The following is a 17,241-nucleotide window of genomic DNA, read 5'->3' as shown; positions in this document are numbered from 1 at the left end:
CTCCTGAGTGGCCCGGTAGCGCCGCGGACCGCCGGGCGGGTCCGCGCCCCTCCCTGCCGGCGGGCCCGCCCAGCGGTGCGGTGCGCCCGATCAGGTGGCGACCCTCTCCAGCGCGGCGGCGAGGGTTTTGAGGTCGATCCCGGTCAGGTGGTCGAGGAAGTGGCGGCGCACAGCGGCCAGGTTGCTCGGCCACGCCTCCTCCAGGCGGGCGAAGCCGGAGTCGGTGAGGGCGGCGCGGTAGCTGCGCCCGTCGCGGTCGCACCGCACGCGCTCGATGTAGCCCTCCTTCTCCAGCCGGTGCACGACCCGTGTCGTTCCACTGAGCGACATCTCGCAGGCGGAGGAAAGGTCCCCCATCCGCAGGCGCCGGTCGGGGGCCTCGGAGAGATGCATCAGAGCCAGATACTCCGTAGCGGACATCTGCTGTTCCTGGGTCATGACGGCATCGATGGCGCGCGGCAAGGCGTAGATCAGAAGAGGGAGCGATCGGACGACGGCCTCTTCGTCCACGGTCAGTGCTTGCACCGCGTGTCCCGCTGGCGCAGGCTTCGGCGTCATGAGGTTTTCCTGTCTGTCTCGGCGAGGAAGCCGGTCCGCCGTGTGCCACCGTGGCGCCTTCGAGCTGCCGCTCCTCCCGTGCGGTCTCGAGCGGCGCCGGCTCTTCGGACCCGACCGGCGGGCCGTCGAATCCGGACCTGAGGGTGTATCATGACATAAATTGCTTGACGTAGCAAATAGAGGGGTGGGTCCTCCGTGCGAGGGCTCCGGTGGCGGGTTCCCGGACCGGCCCCGGCCTGTGGTAAGCACCCCCTTGATCGCATTCCCGACGAACAGAAGTGTGGAACCATGCCAGGCATCGCAGCTCAGCCGGACCCGGACGAGAGAGAACTGCGGCCCCTCGACGCCGAGGAAGAGGCCGTGGTGAGGGCGCTGAGCCGCGTCATCTACGCTCTGCCGCGGGCGATCGACGCTGACATGATGCGAGAGCAGCGCCTGTCCCTCATCGAGTACCTGGCTCTGGCGAACCTCTCGGAGGCCCCCGACCGGCAGATGCGGATGAGCGACCTCGCCGCCGCCGTCGAGATGTCGCTCAGCGGCATGACGCGGCTGGTCACCCGACTGGAGAGCCAGGGGCTCATCCGGCGTGTCAAGTCGTCGCTCGATGCCCGGGGATCGAACGCCATCCTCACCGACGAGGGCTTCGCCCGTCTGGAAGCCGCGTGGCCGTCCAACCTGGCGTCCGTGCGCCGTCACTTCCTGGATCATCTGACGGGCCTCGACCTCGGTCATCTCGCGGTGGCCCTGCGGAACATCGCCACCTGACGGGACCCGCCCGCCCGCTCTCGCGGCCCTGCGACGGCGCGACGGCTGCCCGCCCCGGCGCCCCGGTGCGCGGCGCGGACTCCAGCCCACTGTCTGACTGCTTGATGTGGGAAGTAGTCCTTGTGCGAGCCATGTGTTTGCCGGTCAATCGATCGGGCCGGTGCGACAAATAGACTGTGCCCATGGCAGACGCGACGACAATCGTTCCCCTCAACCCGGACGAGGAGAAATTCCTCCGGGCACTCGGCAAGGTGATGGCCCTTTTGCCCCGGGTTGTCGATGCGGACATGCTCGAGGAGCTTCCGATCTCCTCCACCGAGTACACCGTCCTGGTCCATCTTTCCGAAGTCCCGCACCATCAGATGCGCATGAGCGAATTGGCCAACGTGTGCGGCCTTTCGCTGAGCGGCATGACCCGGGTGGTGAACCGGCTGGAGTCCCAGTCACTCGTCACCCGGCAGAAGTGTCCCGAGGACGGGAGGGCGTGGCTGGCCCTGCTCACCAACCCGGGATGGAAGATGCTGGAACAGGCGTGGCCCACGAACCTCGCCAGTGTGCGCCGTCACATCTTCTCCCGCCTGGAAGGCTGCGATGTGGCGGCGGCCGCGGAGGTGCTGCAGCGCATAGCGGCACCCTGACGTCCGGCCCGGTGGAACGCCCGCCGGTCCGTACGCCGCGCGGGCTCAGGTCGCGCCCACGATCCGTGCGTCGCCGACACGCGCGCATGTCGATGACAGTCGTCGGGCTTCGAGCACCGTCACCGCGCATTCCTGATCGTGTGCGGGCGGCAGGTGACATGCCTGGTGGCACCTGCGTAGGCCGCACCCGCGGCCAAGCCCCTCACGTGCCCACCGCCGCCAGGGAAGCGTCGACGAACCGGCGGATGAGCGTGCGGGGGCCGTTCGGCAGGTAGACCAGTCGCACGGGAACCGGCGGGGCGTTGGTGAGCGCGACGAAGCGCAGAGCGGGGTGGGGTGAGCGATCCCTGGCGGTCTCGGGGACGATGCCGATACCGCGGTTCGCTGCGACCGTCTCCACCCACTCGTCGAAGTTCGCCGTCTCGACGATGTCCTTCGGCCGTGATTCCTCGGGCCAGGACCACGGGCCGGTGGTACCGCTGACGGTGTTCACGATCAGACGCCAGTTCCGCACCTCGCCCCAATCCAGGTGGCCGCGGCCGGCCAGCGGACTCTCCCGGGCGCAGACGGCGAAGCGGGCCTCGTCGTACAGCCAGACGGTACGCAGCGGCTCCGGCGCTGGTGTGTCGCCGCGGACCACGGCGATGTCGACGGTGCGCCGGTGCAGGGCCTCCAGGGGATCGTCGGTGCGGCTGAGTGCGACGGAGGCACCGGTGCTCTGCTCGAAGTCCTTGATGGTCCGCTGCGCCCAGGGAGCCGGCAGCAGCCAGCTGAAGCCGAGTCGCAGCACACCCAGCCGGCGCGCCGTGGTGAGGGCGTGGTCGAAGGAGGCGAGGGCTCGTTCCGCCTGTTGCAGGAACTCCGTACCGGCGTCGGTCGGTTCCACGCGGCGTGACGTGCGCTCCAGGAGACGGACGCCCAGGGTCGCCTCCAACTGAGCTACCGTCCGGCTCAGGGCCGGCTGGGTGACCAGCAGTTCTTGGGCGGCACGGGAGAAGGACCGGTGGCGCGCCACCGCGGCGAAGGCCCGGAGGTGGCGGATCTCGACCTCCACGGCTCACTCCCTCGCGTATCGATGCCTGACGTGCATAGTCGCAGCGTAATCGGCATGGCCCAGGCCCTCCTCCGCCGCGCCCGGCGCCCTACGCTGGCGGCGTGAGCGGAATCCGGCGTACGCCAAGCCGGTGGGGCCGCTCCGGCGGCAAAAGGGCGGTGAGAGCACCCGCCCACTCCGTGCCTCCAGAGGAGATGTCAGTCATGAGCCGATTGCTGTCCGACCTTGGTGTGGAACGCCCGGTTCTCGCGGCACCCATGGCCGGCGGGGGGGGTTCTTCCGAGTTGGTCGTGGCGGCCGCACGTGCGGGCAGCATGGGTTTCGTGGCCGCCGGGTACAAGTCGGCGGCCCTTCTCGCCGAGCAGCTGCGGACCGTCCGGGAGCAGGACGCCCTGCTCGGTGTCAACGTGTTCGCACCCAGCCCGGTCCCCGTGTCGGTCGACGCCTACAGCCGCTACGCCCGTACCGTGCAGGCCGAGGCCGACCGTTACGGGCTGAGCCTGTCCGACAGTCCTCCGAAGGAGGATGACGACGACTGGGCGGCCAAGATCGACCTGCTCGTCGGGTCGCCGGTCCCGTGGGTGTCCTTCACCTTCGGCATCCCCGACTCCACGGTCGTCCGGGCCCTGCGGCGGGTCGGCACCACCATCCTGCAGAGCGTCACCACGGCCGAAGAGGCCCGCCTGGCAGCGGAGACCGGTGTGGACGCCCTGATCGTGCAGGGGCCTGCGGCCGGCGGTCACTCGGCCACGCTCACCCCCGACCGCCCGCTCGTCCCCGTCTCCCTGCCCGACCTGGTGGCACACGTGCGCAGCCAGGTCTCCCTGCCGCTCGTCGCCGCCGGAGGGATCGGGACGCCCTCCGACGTGGCGGCCGCGCTCCACGCCGGAGCGGAGGCCACCATGGTCGGCACACTCCTCCTGCGTACGGACGAGAGCGGCGCCTCGGCGCCACACCAGCGGGCCTTGGCGGACCCGGCCTTCGACACCACCGTGCTGACCCGAGCTTTCACGGGACGGCCGGCACGAGGACTGCGCAACCGCTTCACCGAACGCTACGAAGCCTCGGCCCCGACCGGATATCCCGCCGTGCACCACCTCACCGCCCCGCTGCGCAGGGCGGCCGCCGCGGCCGGTGACCAGCAACTCATGCATCTGTGGGCAGGCACCGCGTACCGCCGGGCCGCGCGGGAGCCGGCGGCACGGACGCTGCGGCGGCTCACCGAGGCGTTGTGAGTCCCGGCCGTTCCCGGCCAGTCGCCGCCCGCCGGCCGGTCGGCGCCGGTTCGGGGGCCGGTGAGACGTCTCACATCGGCACCGCCCGCAGGGCGGAATGCGGCGTCTCCCTCACAGGTTTTTCTTGATCATGCGATGTGTGCGCGCCGGCCATGGCCGGCGCGCACATCCGGGTGACGTACCGATGGGAGAACTCATGAAGCGCTCGGACGGCAGAACGCCTCTTCCCCGCCTGCGCCACGTCCGCCTGCCCGGCACGGTTCGGACGTCCTGCCCGGGCCCACGCCTCACGCGGACACGTGATGGAGAACCGGCCCGCGCGGATACGCACTCGGCGCGAGGGTCCCGCTCGGAAAGGTGATCACGCCACTGCTGGGCGGGCGCGGCTCCGGAGCGTCCGACGTGCCCGCCCCCGGCAGTGACGCGACTCAGGCGAGTTCGGCCACCTGGGGTTCGTCGGCGCGCAGCAGGGCGAGGCAGTTGGGCCACAGGCTGCTGAGCTGCGAGGTGTTGTTGTAGAGCTTGGCGAAGAGCACCTGGCCTTCGAGCTGTGCGACGACGGATCGAGCGGCTTCGCGCGGTTCGGCCACCGCGATCTCACCCCGCTCCTTGGCCTCGACGATGGTCGCCTCGACCATGTCCACCTGCGCTTCGAAGATCTGCTGGAGGCGTTCGCGTACGGCGTCCGTCTGGTTGCTCATCTCCAGGGTGAGGTTGCCGAACATGCAGCCGGAGACCACTCCGCAGCTCTCCTGGCCGTTCCGCTGGCGGTTCTCGGTGGCCTCGAAGAGCTGCCTCAGCCGCTCCAGGGGCTCGGCGTCGCCGCCCAGGACGCCCTCCCAGTCCCGCTTCTCCGCCGCCCACTGCTCGTCGATGACGGTGAGGGCGAGGGCTTCCTTGGACTCGAAGAAGTAGTAGAAGCTGCCCTTGGGCACCTCGGCCGTCTTGCAGATCTCGGCCACGCCCAGCGCCGAGTAGCCCCGCCGCTCGAGCAGTGACCGAGCAGCGGTGAGAATCTTGTTCCTGGCATCGCTCGTTCGCCCCATACGTCGAGTATACGACCGATCGGCTACACGGGTGGGGGGCCGGGGCGGGGACCCTGTGCCCTTGCGCGTTCCGGGGGACCTGACCGGCGTGTAGTCGTACTGGCTGGACCATGGTCCGTACGTTCGGACGTATGAACTTCCACGGTCGGCCGCGCGGCGTGACCGCTACGGCGGATGCCGGGCCGCGGCCGGTGCCCTTCGGTGCCGAGCCGGACACGCTGTCGGCGGGCGCCTCAGCGGGCCGCCGTGACGGGACCGTGCCGCACGCGCTTCGCATGCCGTGGGCCGGCGCCCGGCCCCATGTGCCGTTCCGCCGGCGAGTGCCCGCACATAGTGATCGTCCGTGCCGCACGCGGCCGTAGCCCCTTGAATCCGCCCTGCCTGGCACCGCTGTAGAGGAAGCACCGTGCTGAACGCGTTGAGCCACGTTTTCAAGACGCCCGACCTGCGCAAGAAACTGCTCTTCACCCTGGGCATCATCGTGCTGTACAGGATCGGCTCACATGTGCCTATTCCGGGCGTGGACTACCGGACGGTCCAAAGGTGCGTGGACTCTGTATCGGAAGGCGAGGGAATTCTCGGGCTGGTCAACCTCTTCAGTGGCGGAGCTCTCCTGCAGATCACGGTTTTCGCTCTGGGGATCCTTCCGTACATCACGGCCAGCATCATTCTCCAGTTGCTCACCGTTGTGATTCCGAGGCTGGAAGCGCTGAAGAAGGAGGGGGCGTCAGGACAGGCGAAAATCACGCAGTACACCCGCTATCTCACCGTGGCGCTCGCCGTCCTGCAGGGGACGGGCCTCGTCGCGACCGCGCGCAACGGCGCACTGTTCCCCAACTGCCCGGAAGCCTCGGGCATCGTGCCGGACGACTCCGTCTTCGTCACCGTGGTCATGGTCATCACGATCACGTCCGGTACGGCATGTGTCATGTGGCTCGGAGAGCTGATCACCGAGCGCGGGGTGGGCAACGGGATGTCCATGCTCATCTTCATCTCCATCGCCTCCACGCTCCCGGGGGCGATCTGGGCGGTGAAGCGGGAAAGCACGATCGCTGACGGATGGCTGGCCTTCGGTGTCGTTCTGCTGGTCGGGTTCGCCATGGTGGGCCTGGTCGTGTTCGTGGAGCAGGCGCAGCGCCGCATTCCGGTCCAATACGCGAAGCGGATGGTCGGCCGCAGATCGTACGGGGGTACGGCCACGTACATTCCACTGAAGATCAACCAGGCCGGTGTGGTTCCGGTCATCTTCGCTTCTTCGCTTCTCTACATTCCCGCCCTGATCGCGCAGTTCGTGGGATCGGGCTCAGGATGGGCGACGTGGGTCACGAACAACTTCACCAAGGGGAACCACCCGTACTACGTGGTGGCCTACTTCCTTCTGGTTGTGTTCTTCGCGTTCTTCTACGTGTCGATCACCTTCAATCCGGAAGAGGTGTCCGACAACATCAAAAAGGCCGGAGGATTCGTGCCGGGAATCCGTGCCGGTCGGGCCACCGCCCAGTACCTGGGGTACGTCCTCAATCGGCTCACGTGGCCCGGATCGATCTATCTGGGGCTCATCGCCCTGGTCCCGACGGTGGCGCTGGGCAACTTCGGCAGCTCCAACCAGCTCACGGGCACCAGCATCCTGATCATCGTGAGCGTCGGGCTGGAGACCGTGAAGCAGATCAGCAGCCAGGTCGAGCAGCACCGCTACGAGGGTTTCCTGCACTGAGCCAGCCGACCGGTCGTCTATGTGTGAGACCATCCAGGTAGCCGACCGCGCCTCCTGCCGGACGGCGACGCACCGGAACGGCCCTTGGAGAGTCTCGTGAACGCTGCATCGACCACAACCGAGTCGCCCACCACCGTGGACTTCTGGTTCGACCCCGTGTGCCCGTGGACCTGGCTGACATCCCGCTGGATGCTGGAGGTGGCCAAGAGCCGTCCCCTCGAGGTGTCCTGGCACGTGATGAGCCTGTCCGTCCTGAACGAGAACCGCCTGGACGAACTGCCCGAGCGCATACGGGTACTGATGGGCGAGGCGTGGGCGCCGGTGCGGGTTCTCGTCGCCGCGAGCCTCAGCCACGGCCCCGAGGTGCTCGAACCTCTCTACACCGCTCTCGGCGACCGCTACCACCTGGAGCAGCAGCCCAAGAACAGGGCGACGCTGGAAGCCGCCCTGCGGGAGGTCGGACTTCCCGTGGACCTGGCCGACGCCGGTGACACGGACCGCTACGACAGTGAGCTGCGGGCCTCCCATCGCAGGGGCATCTCCCTGGTCGGTGAGGACGTGGGCAGCCCGGTCATCGCCGTACCCGGCCCCGGGGCGCAGAGTGAGCCGGTCGCGTTCTTCGGGCCCGTGGTGAATCCCACGCCCAAGGGCGAGGAGGCGGCCCGGCTGTGGGACGGCGTGCTCGCCGTGGCCTCGGCGCCGGGCTTCTACGAGATCAAGCGGACGCGCACCAGCGGCCCGGACTTCGGCTGACGCCTGCGTCGGTCCACGTCGCGGCCCGCCCGGTCGAGGACGAGGCGGGCGCGACCCGGACGGCCCGGGTCCCCTGCCTTCGAGTGTTGAGGTACTCGGTGGGATGGGGGCCGGGCGATCGCGGGCCGGGACATCCGGGTTCCGGCGGATACGCTCATGACCGGTCGAGTGCGGTCCCCAGCGCCAGCGGGGTGGCCCCTGCCCAGGCCTGCGGTGAGCAGGAGTGGGGGTACGGGACCGGCCCCGCGGTGGCCGAGCGGTCGTAGCCCGCGAGTACCTCGGGTAGCCCCGGGCTCGATGACGGCGATGAGGCCGTGGGCCTGGGTGCCGTCGCCAAGCAGATGGTGCGGCGGAGTCCTTCCGGTTCTGGTTGACCAGTTCGTTGGGATCGCGGTTGTGGACGAGGTAGCCGTGCTGCTCCAGGCCGCCGTCGGTGAGCATCCAGTCGACGGCACGCCGTGCGTGCGTCTCCAGGCGCTTCGCGAGCGCCGGGTCGCCTGTCGTCTCGTGGTGGGCGTGGAGCAGGACGAGGAGCGGGGTGGCGTCGACGGGCCGTAGGACCGGCCGGCCGCAGGGAACCTGCCGGCAGTGGGCGAGTTCACCGTGCCGGGTCTCGTGAACGATGTGTCCGGGCTGCTCGCCGCTGAAGGCGTCGTGTCGCTCTCCCTGAGTGGCGGCGAGGGCGCTCAGAACGGCGGCCGCCGTCGCGGGGCGGTGCGGCAGCAGGAAGTACGAACCCGGGCGTCCTCATGATCGCCGGAGAGCTCGCGGGCACCCCCTTCGCCACCGGGGTGCGCGAGGTCCTCTACCGGCGGGCCATGCCCCGCACCACCGCCGACCTCAGCATCGTCTCCCCGCACCTCGGCGATCGTGCGGGACCTGTGGGCGTCTTTACTCCGCGGAGCACGCCGACGACCGCCTCGGGTCGGCTGACCCCGTCACCGCCCACCCACCGAAACCAAGAAGGAAGCACCCGTGACGACCGAACCCCACCCTGGTCCCGCCGCCCCTTTTCGTCTGAGAGAACCCCAGGGAGCGCATCCGCAGGCCGACCGTCACGTCTTGGGGCGGCCCAGGAGTTTCTCCATGATGGGTATCGCGAGATGCCTGCTCTTCAGCACGGACGTGGCCCTGTCGCCCAGGACGAGGACGTCGCGGCCGAGAGCCGGTACCAGAGTGGTGCCGGCGTCGGGCCCGAAGGGCACGGAGAAGACGCGGACCGGCGCCGGCTTGTACGGGCGCGGCGTGTTCCCGTGCTTGCCGTGGTCGAGGTGCGCGCGGATGTTGTGGGCCGTCGCCTCTCCCTGCGCGACGGCCGAAGGGCTGAGCTTCGCCTCCGACACGTTGTTGACGTCGCCGATGGCGAAGACGTCCCGCCGGCCCACGACGCGCAGATGTTCGTCCACCTTGACGTGGCCGCGTTCGTCGAGCCAGTCGCCCCGTCCCGCCAGCCGGAGCCACAGTGTGTTGGGGGTGGTGCCCGTCGTCCAGAAGACCACGTCGGCGCCGAGGGGGTGGCCCGCCTGGTCCCGCAGCCCCGTGCCGGCGCCGCCGGCGGACGACACGAAGGTGTCGAGGAGGACCCTTACGTCGTGCCGTTCCAGCCAGGAGCGTGCGTGGCGGCCCATGCGCCCGGTGCCGAAGCGTGAGAGCAGTCTGCGGCCGGAGTGGGCGAGGGTGACCGTGGCCCTCGCGTTGGCCAGTCGCAGTTCCGCTGCCAGTTCCACACCGGAGGGACCTCCTCCGACCACCAGCAGGCTCCGGGCCTCGGCGATGCGCCGCTGGTGGCCGCGGAATGACGCCGCCGCCTCCTCGACGGTGCTGCCGGTGAAGCGTGCGGGCTCCTCGTAGTCGGCTCCGGTCGCGATGACCAGTACGTCGTACGGCACACGGTGCCCGGTGGCGAGCACGACCCGGCGCTCTTCCGTGTCGATGCGTACGGCCTTGTTCCTCACGACGCGGCCGTGGGCCAGGAGGGAGTCGTACGGAATGAACGGGGCGTAGGTCCAGTCCGCGTCGGCGCTCGCGCGCAGTGAGGCGACGCGGTGGAAGAACGCCTCCTTGAGGTCGATCAAGGTGACGTCGGCGTCCTTGTCCAGCTCGCGCGCCAGGCGAACCCCGGCATAGCCCCCGCCGACGATGACGACGTGCCGGGTGTTCGTGGTCATGATGAGCGCGTTTCCTTCGGCATGGGAAGTGGGTGGAGGTGAGTCGTCCGGGGGTGTCTCGGGCCTGAGGGGTTCGATCCCAGCCGGGCCCGCGCCTTCGTGCTCGGTGGGTGAGGCTGAGGCGCGGGCGTGAGTGCGTCGGTGGGCGTGCGTCACCAGGCGCTGGCCCCTCCGTCGACGGGGTAGTTGGCTCCGGTGATGAAGCTTGCGCGGTCGGACGCGAGGAACGCGGCGAGCTCGACGATCTCCTCCGGCCGCGCGAAGCGCTTGAGGAGGGTCTTGCTGGTGATGGCGTCGCGTGCCGCCTGGTTGTCGCCGAGATCGCGGTCGCTGGCGGGGGTGAGGACGGGGCCTGGGCTGATGGCGACTGCGCGGATGTTGTGCGGGGCGCCTTCCAGGGCGAGTTGGCGGGTCATTCCGATGACGCCCGCGTTGGCGGCGGTGTGGGCGACCATCGGAGGCGTCGAGCCGGCGATGAGGCCCGCTTCGGAGGCGACGTTGATGATGACACCGCCGCCGCGCCGCACGAGGTGGGGCCAGGTGTACTTGGAGACGAAGAAGGGGATGTCGAGTTCGCCGGCCTCGGTGGCGCGCCAGTCCTCGACGGAGAAGTCGGGCATCGCTCCGAAGCGCTGCATCGCGGCGTTGTTGTAGACGGCGTCGAGTCCGCCGTAGGCGGCGGCCGCTTCGTCGGCCAGGCGGTGCACCTGGTCGGGGTCGGTGAGGTCGACGGGGGCGATGCCGGTCATGTCGCCGCCGGAGCGGCGCACCATGTCGACGGTCTCTTCGTTGCCCTCCACCTGGATGTCGCAGCCGACGATCTTCGCTCCCTCCCTGGCGAAGACGAGTGCGGCGACGCGGCCCATGCCCCCGCCGGTGCCGGTGATGAGAATGACCTTGCCATCGAGTATCCCCATGGGAACTCTCCTTGTCCTTGAAGGGCACCGAGCTGCCGGCTGTCCGAGGGCTGCCGTCTAACGCGCTCGGGCGTCAGGCCGTAGATCCATGGCAGCACCGGCGCGACGGGATGTCGCGGTGTGGTGGCCGCTGACGCCGGCTCGTGGCGTCGGGTGATGTCCGCATGTCGTCCGGGGTGGGCGAGCCACGACCGACGATATTTGCTTGACGTTGCAATTATAGCGTGGAGGGGCGAGCCGTCAAACGATTCCTGGCGGAATGCCTGAGGGCCCGAGGCGTTTCGTCCGGGCTGTCGGCATGCCGAATTCGAGCGAACTCGCGCCGCGAATTTCGTCCGGCTCATAGGAAAGCGGACGCACGCGTCAAGGCGTACGTCCGCTGGCCGGGCGCGTTCGAGCGTCCCCGGGGGAGGGGTGCCATGGCAGGTGCATGACATCGAGGGTTACTGTGAGGCGGCCAGGGTGATGGCCGTCGCCACCGCGACAAGAGTGAAGAGAATGGGTGCCGTCGCGGCACCGCGCGCCTCGCTGTCCGCGTAGTCTCCCCACTTCGCGTGGTATCTGACCGCGCCGATCATCAGAACGGCCATACCGACGGCGGCGGCGATGCCCAGAGGCTGCCACCAGATGCCCACGACGAGGCCGACCGCTGCGGCCACCTCGGCCAGGCCGATGAAGCGGACCAGACCGGAGCCGAGACCCTTGGCCACGAGCCCTTCCGGCACGCTGCCCTTGAGTTGCGCCTTCGGCGCGCCCGCGGCAAGAGAGAGGAGGGCGAGGAGAACGCTGAGGATGACAGCGGCGATGTACACGATGATCCCTGTCGGAGATGAGGTGGTAAGGGGAGGGGGCCTTCGCGGGCCGGTGGAATCTGCCGACGAAACACGTCGGAAAGGGCCGGAACATGTCAGCGGGATGAGCCCGAGGGGCGCGCGGCGACCGGGACGGGTACCGCACCGCATCACCGTGAAAGGGTGGTCGGCGGAACGCGGTCCGCGGCCCGACGGCCAATGGCCCGGCGCGCCTTGCGTGGCCTCGACGGCTCTGGGAGCAGCCGTGTTCCGTGCGCCCCGCCTCACGCCGCGGGAGGGCCGTACGGCGGGACGGCCCTCCCGGCCCCCGATGCGAGCGGGAAACGGGTCCCGCGTGTCCGCGCCTTCGCGTGCGCGGACAACGGGAATCCGTTACGCGGCGCGCAGCGGCGCCAGCGCCCGGCTCCAGGCCACGACCTGGTCCAGGGTGGCGTTCAGGGCCTCGACCTGGAACTCGCCCGGCTTGAGGACGCTGAAGTTCTCGAAGTCGTGGAACAGCGACAGGCCGACCTGGGCGCGGACGTCGGCCATCTGCAGCTCGCCGGCGATCAGGCGAAGGTGCTCGACCGCGCGGGCGCCGCCCATGGCGCCGTAGCTGACGAACCCGGCCGCCTTGTTGTTCCACTCGGCGTAGAGGTAGTCGATGGCGTTCTTGAGCACACCGGACGTCGAGTGGTTGTACTCCGGCGTCACGAAGATGAAGCCGTCGAAGCCGGCGATCTTGCGCGCCCACTCCTGGGTGTGCGGCTGGGAGTACTGGCCCATCGAGGGCGGAAGCTGCTCGTCCAGGTGCGGAAGCTTGTAGTCGAGGAGGTCGATCAGCTCGAACTCCGCGTCCGTGCGCTTCGACGCGATGTCGAGCACCCAGCGCGCCACGGCCTCGCCGTTGCGGCCGGGGCGGGTGCTGCCGAGGATGATTCCGATCTTGGTCATGCTGAACCCTTCACTAAGGCCACCCCGAGAAATCCGAGATGTAGTTGCTGAAGCAAGTAAACATCGAAGAAATTGCTTCGTCAAGCAAAGCTTGGAACGCGGCTGCTGTCGGGGGCGGGTGTCCGCACCGGACCTGCCGGACACCCAGTGGGCGTTGGCGGAGCCATTGCTGCCGCCGGCGAGGGTGGGCTCGAGGGGTGGCCGGCGGGAAGATCCGGGGTGATCAGGGTTGCGTCGGCCGCCCGGCTGGCTGGACCGCAGAAATCCCCGGACAGGACTGGTCTCGTGGTCCCTGGCGCCCGTAGGGCGGCGCCGCCGGCGTGTTACAGAGTCAGGAACCGCTTCCCCTCAAACTCGAGATCCGGCGGCAGATCGCTCGGATCGCTCAGATCCGAGACGATCAGACGAAGCCCACACCCGAGCTCGGGTGACGTGCTCCAGATGTCCGGACTCCTGGTCGGTAGGGCGGCCGGCAGATCACCCTCGTCCATATGACCCTCCGCCATCGGATCCAGCCGCAGGACCTCCATGGTCAGCGGCAGGAGATGGTGCGTGAGGGAGTGGGGGAGTCGAAGCGGCCACCCGAGGGGGTCCGGCGGCGGGACGGCAGAAGGAGGCGTGGCAGGAACTGTCCGGCGGCAAGAGGGGAGGCGGGAACGGCAGCAGGGGGAATCGGCCCCTGGGGAGCCTCACGGGAGGGTGCCTCGTCGCTGACGGCGTCTCGGGGTCGGACAAGGGGGCGGTGCGGCCGCGTCGCCGGTGCTGCCACGGCCGTCCGGCCGCAGGGGCGGGTCGTCGGCGTCGCCGCGCCCGGGTTGCGCCGAGGGTGTCAGGCGTCGGTGGGTGCCTCGTCCGGGGCACGGCCCGTCAGCTGCTCGGTCACGGTCTGCAGCAGGTCGTCCGAGAAGTCCTTGTCGGCCACGGCCCGGGACATGAGTACGGCGCCTACCAGCGCGCTGAGCGTGAGCATGGCCTCTGCCCGTGCGTTCTCGGAGCCGTCGTCCAGGCCCGCGATCAGGTCGAGATACGTGCGGACCTGCTTCTCGTACGCCTGCTTGATCTCCTGGTCGCCGCGTCCGGCGGCGGCGCCCAGGGTGACCAGGGCGCACCCGGTGGCGGGGCCGTCCCGGTGCTGCTTCGCGAGGTAGGCGTCGATGAGGCCAGCTCGGGGGTCCTCCGTGTTCTTGCGGGCGGACCGTTCCATCTTCACGGTCCCCTCCGACAGTGCGAAGGCCGCGGCCTGGGCGATCAGGTCGTCCCGGGAGCTGAAGTGCTTGTAGAAGCCGCCATGGGTCAGGCCGGCCTCCTGCATGAGCTCCGCCACGCCGGGGCGATTGACGCCGTCGGTACGGATTCTGCGCGACGCGACCCTCAGCACCCGCTCGCGGGTGGCCGCCTTCTCCGCCTGCGAGTGACCCATGACGAGCCTGCCTTTCGTGGGGCGGCGCAGTGCGGACACTGCACAACTGGATGACGCACATCATACACCTGCGCTCGCGAAGGCGGGATGGAAGCGGGCCTCGCTTGACATTCAGGATGATGGCAATAATCCTCAATCCGGATGATGGACGTCATCCAGATTGGAGTGGACCCGATGCCCCGGACCTATGACCCACGGCACACGGCCGTGCTGCTGGTCGACCCGTTCAACGACTTCCTGTCCGAGGGAGGGAAGATCTGGCCGCGCCTGAGACCCATGGCGGAGCAGGTGAACCTGCTCGAAAATCTGCGGTCCGTCATCGGTGCCGCCCGCGACACCGGCACGCAGGTGATCTTCGTCCCGCACCGCCGGTGGGAGGAGGGCGACTACGAGACGTGGGCCCACCCCAATCCCACCCAGCTCGGCATCATGGAGCGGCACAGCTTCGCCCGCGGCACCTGGGGCGGAGAGTTCCACCCGGACTTCCAGCCGCAGCCCGGCGAGATCGTCGTCGCCGAGCACTGGGCGCAGAGCGGATTCGCCAACACGGACCTCGACTTCCGGCTCAAGCAGCACGGCATCACCCACGTGGTGCTCGTCGGCCTGCTGGCGAACACCTGCATCGAGTCCACCGGCCGCTTCGCCATGGAGCTCGGCTACCACGTGACGCTCGTACGCGACGCCACCGCGGCGTTCCTGCCGGAGATGGTCCACGCCGCGCACGTGCTGAACGGGCCCACCTACGCCCACGCCATCACCACCACCGACGAGCTCATCGCAGCGTTCGAGGGAGCACACGCATGACAGGGAGCACACCCATGACACTGACCGGAAAACTCCTGATCGGTGGAGGCCAGGTGCCCGCCACCGCGGGAAGCATGAAGGCGTTCAACCCGGCCACCGGCGAGTTCATCGAGCCCGAGTTCGCCTTCGGCGGGCCGGCCGAGGTCGACCGTGCCCTGTCCCTGGCCGACGAGGCGTACGACAGCTACAGCCGCACCGGGCTCGAGGAACGGGCGCTGTTCCTCGAACTCATCGCCGACAAGCTGGAAGCGGCCAAGGATGAACTGGCCGAGCGGACCTCCCTGGAAACCGGGCTGCCCACAGCCCAGTTCGAGGGAGAGGCCGTCCGCACCGCCGGCGTGTTCCGCAAGTTCGCCGCCGTCGTACGCCAGGGCCGCTTCCTCCAGGCGGCCATCGACCCCGCGCAGCCGGACCGGCAGCCCACCCCACGTCTGGACCATCGGTTGCAGAAGGTGGCCCTCGGCCCTGTGGCGATCTTCGGCGCCAGCAACTTCCCGATCTCCTACTCCGTGGCGGGCGGTGACACCGCGTCAGCCCTGGCTGCCGGCTGCCCCGTCGTCCTCAAGGCCCACAACGCGCACCCCGGGGCCTCCGAGATCGAGGGCCGCATCATCCAGGAGGCGGTCGCCGAATCGGGTCTGCACCCCGGCGTCTTCTCCCTGGTGCGCGGCCCCGGCAACGAGATCGGCGAAGCCCTGGTGGACCACCCGCTGGTCAAGGCCGTCACCTTCACCGGTTCCGAGGCCGGCGGCATGGCCCTGTACCGCCGCGCTCAGCAGCGCCCCGATCCCATCCCGGTCTTCACCGAGATGACCAGCGTCAACCCGACCTTCGTCCTGCCCGCCGCCCTGGCCGCCCGTGGCGCCGAGATCGGTACCGGCCTCGTGCAGCGCGGCATGTACAACGTCGGGCAGGCCTGCCTCAAGCCCGCCGTCCTGCTCGCCGTGGAAGGGCCCGGCTACGCCGAACTGCGCGAAGCGGCCGTCACCGAGGTCGAGAAGTGGGACGCACGGCCCATGCTCACCCCCGGCATCCACGACGCCTACACCCGCAACGCCCGGCGCCACCAGGACAACGGCGCCGTCCGGCTCGGTGAGGGAGGCGCCCCGGACGGCGGGGCGTACGGACAGGCCCTGCTGCTCGAGGTCACCGGTGAGCAGCTGCTGGCCGAACCCACCCTGCGTGAGGAGGTCTTCGGCCCCACACTCCTGCTGGTCAAGGTGTCCAGCACGGAGCAACTGCTAGAAGCGGCACGCGCCTTCCGCGGCCAGCTCTCGGCCACCCTGCACGCCGAGGCCGCCGACCGCACGACCACCGAACAGCTTCTGCCGGTACTGGAACGCCGTACCGGGCGGATCGTCTTCAACGCCTTCTCCATCCCTCAGGAGGTGTCGTACGCGTCCACCCACGGCGGCCCCTTCCCCGCCACCTCCGACAGCCGCTTCACCTCGGTCGGCATGGGCGCGATCGAGCGGTTCGTCCGTCCGGTCACCTACCAGAACTTCCCGGACGAGCTGCTGCCGCAGGTGCTGCGCGAGGCCAACCCCCTCAACGTCTGGCGTCTCGTCGACGGTGAGCTCACCCGGTAGCGCATCCGTGGACCGTCCGCCCGCCGGACGGTCCCGCGGACCCTTTCCCATTCGAAGAGGAGCACTCATGACCCCCACAGACCCGGTCGCAGAACGCGACGACAGCAGGGCCCGCGAGGCGGTCCGCATGAGGCTGCTGGGCGCGTGGCAACTCGTCGCGTACACCGCCACCACCGCCGACGGGGAGGTCGTCCACCCGCTGGGACGCTCGCCGTACGGCCTGATCCTCTACACCCCCGAGGGATACATGTCCGCTCAGCTGGGCCGCGGCGACCGGCCGCACCTGGCCGCGGCGCGTCCGGAGGACGCGGCAGCCGACGAGCTGGCCCGGGCGGCCACCGGTTACGTCGCCTACGGCGGCCCGTTCGAGGTGGTCGATCCGCACACCGTGGAGCACCACGTCACCACCAGCCTCTTTCCGAACTGGATCGGGCGTAAGCATGTGCGCAGCGTCGAGTTCGCCGGTTCCTTCCTGCGACTCGGCCTCACCACGCCCACCCGCATGTGGGGTGCCGAGCGTACGGCGGAACTCACCTGGCACAGGCTGGTCTGACAAGCGGAGCCCGAGCACACGACTCCTCCCCGTCCTCCCGCCCTCCCGCGCGCTCGCGCCGCACGACGGGTCGGCAGCTCCAGTCGGTCGGGCCCGACGAACCCCCAGTCGCTCAGGCCCGACGAACCGCGACGTGCGGGACGCCGCCCGGTACGGCGCACGGCCGCAGCCGCCCTCCGCTCCCGACGGCCGAACGCTGCCGGGAGCGGCCCATGGCGGGGCCCGCCCGCACACCCCGCCGACGCTCCGGCGTCCCGCTCCCACCCGTGAAACCGTGCACCG

General features: G+C 69.6%; 16 protein-coding genes and 2 pseudogenes. 9 read left to right on the top strand and 9 right to left on the bottom strand.

Annotation, left to right across the window (positions count from 1 at the left end; genetic code table 11):
* Nucleotides 1–90: 90 nt before the first annotated feature.
* Complete coding sequence (locus DC008_RS01045; protein ID WP_374207338.1) at nucleotides 91–438, bottom strand: MarR family winged helix-turn-helix transcriptional regulator; 348 nt, start codon at nucleotides 436–438, stop codon at nucleotides 91–93.
* Between the two features lie 408 nt (nucleotides 439–846).
* On the opposite strand from DC008_RS01045, the gene DC008_RS01040 reads away from it, so the two are divergent.
* Nucleotides 847–1,323, top strand: coding sequence for a MarR family winged helix-turn-helix transcriptional regulator (locus tag DC008_RS01040; protein WP_108705257.1), 477 nt, complete (start codon nucleotides 847–849; stop codon nucleotides 1,321–1,323).
* Between the two features lie 182 nt (nucleotides 1,324–1,505).
* Nucleotides 1,506–1,961 carry a MarR family winged helix-turn-helix transcriptional regulator gene (locus DC008_RS01035; protein ID WP_055619991.1) on the top strand — a complete coding sequence of 152 codons (456 nt, stop codon included), beginning with the start codon at nucleotides 1,506–1,508 and terminating at the stop codon, nucleotides 1,959–1,961.
* A gap of 202 nt (nucleotides 1,962–2,163) precedes the next feature.
* On the opposite strand, the gene DC008_RS01030 is transcribed toward DC008_RS01035, so the two are convergent.
* Nucleotides 2,164–3,015, bottom strand: a complete 852-nt coding sequence (locus tag DC008_RS01030) for a LysR family transcriptional regulator (protein ID WP_108705256.1) — start codon at nucleotides 3,013–3,015, stop codon at nucleotides 2,164–2,166.
* Nucleotides 3,016–3,209: 194 nt separating this feature from the next.
* Here DC008_RS01030 and DC008_RS01025 point away from each other — a divergent pair, with 194 nt between their 5' ends.
* Nucleotides 3,210–4,250 carry a nitronate monooxygenase gene (locus DC008_RS01025; RefSeq protein ID WP_341867264.1) on the top strand — a complete coding sequence of 347 codons (1,041 nt, stop codon included), beginning with the start codon at nucleotides 3,210–3,212 and terminating at the stop codon, nucleotides 4,248–4,250.
* 428 nt (nucleotides 4,251–4,678) lie between these two features.
* On the opposite strand, the gene DC008_RS01020 is transcribed toward DC008_RS01025, so the two are convergent.
* Nucleotides 4,679–5,296, bottom strand: a complete 618-nt coding sequence (locus tag DC008_RS01020; protein WP_108705254.1) for a TetR/AcrR family transcriptional regulator — start codon at nucleotides 5,294–5,296, stop codon at nucleotides 4,679–4,681.
* A 406-nt stretch (nucleotides 5,297–5,702) separates the two neighbouring features.
* Between DC008_RS01020 and secY the strand changes: the two genes are divergently transcribed.
* Both secY and DC008_RS01010 read left to right on the top strand, forming a co-directional pair.
* On the top strand, nucleotides 5,703–7,010 hold the full coding sequence (gene secY / locus DC008_RS01015) for a preprotein translocase subunit SecY (RefSeq protein WP_108705253.1): 1,308 nt from the start codon (nucleotides 5,703–5,705) through the stop codon (nucleotides 7,008–7,010).
* A gap of 96 nt (nucleotides 7,011–7,106) precedes the next feature.
* Nucleotides 7,107–7,763 carry a mycothiol-dependent nitroreductase Rv2466c family protein gene (locus DC008_RS01010; protein ID WP_108705252.1) on the top strand — a complete coding sequence of 219 codons (657 nt, stop codon included), beginning with the start codon at nucleotides 7,107–7,109 and terminating at the stop codon, nucleotides 7,761–7,763.
* Nucleotides 7,764–8,056: 293 nt separating this feature from the next.
* Here the strand turns inward: DC008_RS01010 and DC008_RS36545 are convergent.
* Nucleotides 8,057–8,498, bottom strand: a pseudogene (locus DC008_RS36545) (glycogen debranching N-terminal domain-containing protein); the annotation flags it as partial.
* On the opposite strand from DC008_RS36545, the pseudogene DC008_RS35795 reads away from it, so the two are divergent.
* Nucleotides 8,498–8,650: pseudogene (locus tag DC008_RS35795) on the top strand (sugar kinase); the annotation flags it as partial. The pseudogenes DC008_RS36545 and DC008_RS35795 sit on opposite strands and share 1 nt — an antisense overlap.
* Before the next feature lie 168 nt (nucleotides 8,651–8,818).
* On the opposite strand, the gene DC008_RS00995 reads toward DC008_RS35795, so the two are convergent.
* From DC008_RS00995 to DC008_RS00970, 5 genes are all read right to left on the bottom strand, one after another.
* Nucleotides 8,819–9,931, bottom strand: a complete 1,113-nt coding sequence (locus DC008_RS00995) for an NAD(P)/FAD-dependent oxidoreductase (RefSeq protein ID WP_108705251.1) — start codon at nucleotides 9,929–9,931, stop codon at nucleotides 8,819–8,821.
* A gap of 152 nt (nucleotides 9,932–10,083) precedes the next feature.
* Entirely contained in the window at nucleotides 10,084–10,848 is a 765-nt protein-coding gene (locus DC008_RS00990) for an SDR family NAD(P)-dependent oxidoreductase (protein WP_108705250.1), read from the bottom strand.
* A gap of 443 nt (nucleotides 10,849–11,291) precedes the next feature.
* On the bottom strand, nucleotides 11,292–11,660 hold the full coding sequence (locus DC008_RS00985) for a DoxX family protein (RefSeq protein WP_164492243.1): 369 nt from the start codon (nucleotides 11,658–11,660) through the stop codon (nucleotides 11,292–11,294).
* A 372-nt stretch (nucleotides 11,661–12,032) separates the two neighbouring features.
* Nucleotides 12,033–12,593, bottom strand: coding sequence for an NADPH-dependent FMN reductase (locus tag DC008_RS00980; RefSeq protein WP_055620001.1), 561 nt, complete (start codon nucleotides 12,591–12,593; stop codon nucleotides 12,033–12,035).
* An 829-nt stretch (nucleotides 12,594–13,422) separates the two neighbouring features.
* Nucleotides 13,423–14,013 (bottom strand): TetR/AcrR family transcriptional regulator, encoded by a 591-nt coding sequence (locus DC008_RS00970; protein WP_108705247.1) that lies wholly within the window; start codon nucleotides 14,011–14,013, stop codon nucleotides 13,423–13,425.
* A gap of 174 nt (nucleotides 14,014–14,187) precedes the next feature.
* Between DC008_RS00970 and DC008_RS00965 the strand changes: the two genes are divergently transcribed.
* The 3 genes from DC008_RS00965 to DC008_RS00955 all read left to right on the top strand — a co-directional run bounded on the left by DC008_RS00965 (nucleotide 14,188) and on the right by DC008_RS00955 (nucleotide 16,959).
* Entirely contained in the window at nucleotides 14,188–14,817 is a 630-nt protein-coding gene (locus tag DC008_RS00965; RefSeq protein WP_108710503.1) for a cysteine hydrolase family protein, read from the top strand.
* A gap of 14 nt (nucleotides 14,818–14,831) precedes the next feature.
* Nucleotides 14,832–16,406, top strand: a complete 1,575-nt coding sequence (locus DC008_RS00960) for an aldehyde dehydrogenase (NADP(+)) (RefSeq protein ID WP_108705246.1) — start codon at nucleotides 14,832–14,834, stop codon at nucleotides 16,404–16,406.
* Nucleotides 16,407–16,473: 67 nt separating this feature from the next.
* The gene (locus DC008_RS00955; RefSeq protein ID WP_108705245.1) at nucleotides 16,474–16,959 is read left to right on the top strand and encodes a lipocalin-like domain-containing protein; all 486 of its coding nucleotides are present in this window, start codon (nucleotides 16,474–16,476) and stop codon (nucleotides 16,957–16,959) included.
* The last annotated feature ends 282 nt before the right edge of the window (nucleotides 16,960–17,241 follow it).

Source organism: Streptomyces nigra (genome assembly GCF_003074055.1).
In the GTDB taxonomy this organism is placed as follows: Bacteria; Actinomycetota; Actinomycetes; order Streptomycetales; family Streptomycetaceae; genus Streptomyces; species Streptomyces nigra.
The sequence above is the reverse complement of the archived record's forward strand: the minus strand, read 5'-3'. Positions and strand labels throughout refer to the sequence as shown.